Raw genomic sequence first — 1,441 nt, forward strand, 5'->3', positions numbered from 1 at the left:
GCTGGCGACCTACGGGCGCGACCGGGACCGGCCGTTGTGGCTGGGGTCGGTGAAGTCGAACATCGGGCACACCCAAGCCGCCGCGGGCGTCGCCGGCGTGCTCAAGATGGTGCTCGCACTGCGCCACGGCACTCTGCCGAAAACCCTGCACACCGGCGAAAAGTCGTCGCACGTGGACTGGTCGGCGGGTTCGGTCGAACTGCTGACGGGGGAACGTCCGTGGCCCGCCGGCGACCGGCCTCGCCGCGCCGGCGTGTCGTCGTTCGGGCTCAGCGGAACCAACGCGCACGTGATCCTGGAAGAAGCCCCCGCCGCCGCGGCGGCCGGGCAGCCGGCTCCGGAGCGGCCGGACGGCCTGGTGCCGCTGGTGCTGTCGGGACACGACGACGTGGCGCTGCGGGCCCAGGCCGCCCGGCTCGCCGCGGTCCTGGACGGAGCGGCGCAGCCGCCGCTGGCGGATGCCGGGTGGTCGTTGGCGACGTCGCGGGCCGCGCTCGGCTGCCGTGCGGTGGTACTGGCGGCCGACCGGTCGGAGGCCCTGTCCGGTCTGGCTTCGCTGGCTGCCGGTGACTCGGCTGCCGGTGTCGTGTCGGGTGTCGTGGCGGAGGGGAGTTCGGCGTTTCTCTTCTCCGGTCAGGGTGCCCAGCGGCTGGGCGCGGGTCGGGAGCTGTATGAGTCGTTCCCGGTGTTCGCGGACGCGGTGGATGCGGTGTGCGCGCACGTGGACGGCGAGCTGGATCGCCCCCTGCGTGAGGTGATGTTCGGCGAGGACGCCGAGTTGTTGAATCAGACGGGCTATACGCAGGCAGCGTTGTTCGCTGTCGAGGTGGCGTTGTTCCGGCTCGTCGAATCCTGGGGTGTGACACCCGATTTCCTGGTCGGGCACTCGATCGGGGAGCTGGCGGCGGCCCATTGTGCGGGCGTGCTGTCGTTGGAGGACGCGTGTGCGTTGGTGGCCGCGCGTGGCCGGTTGATGCAGGCCCTGCCCGCCGGTGGCGTGATGGTCGCGGTGCAGGCCACCGAGGCCGAAGTACTGCCGCTGCTGGTCGAGGGCGTGTCGGTGGCGGCGGTGAACGGTCCGTCGTCGGTGGTGCTCTCCGGCGATGAAGACGCGGTCGACTCGGTCGTCGAGCAGTTCGAGGGCCGGAAGACTCGGCGGTTGTCCGTGAGTCATGCTTTCCACTCGGCTCGGATGGAGCCGATGCTGGCGGAGTTCCGCCGGGTCGCGGAAACCCTCACCTACCACGCCCCTTCGATTCCGGTCGTGTCCAATGTGACCGCAACCCTGGCCGAAGAACTGACCTCGCCGGACTATTGGGTCCGGCACGTGCGCGCCACCGTGCGGTTCCACGACGGCGTGACTTACCTTGCCGAGCGCGGGGTGACCCGGTTCCTGGAGCTGGGCCCGGACGGTGTGCTGACCGCGATGGCGGCGGAATCC

The 1,441-nt window shown here is 70.9% G+C and carries 1 protein-coding gene; it reads left to right on the forward strand.

Annotated features, from left to right (window positions below):
* On the forward strand, nt 1–1,441 hold a 1,441-nt coding region (locus tag C2L58_RS22130; protein WP_146073641.1), incomplete at both ends, for an acyltransferase domain-containing protein.

This window comes from Amycolatopsis sp. CA-126428 (assembly GCF_002904335.1).
Taxonomy (GTDB): Bacteria; Actinomycetota; Actinomycetes; order Mycobacteriales; family Pseudonocardiaceae; genus Amycolatopsis.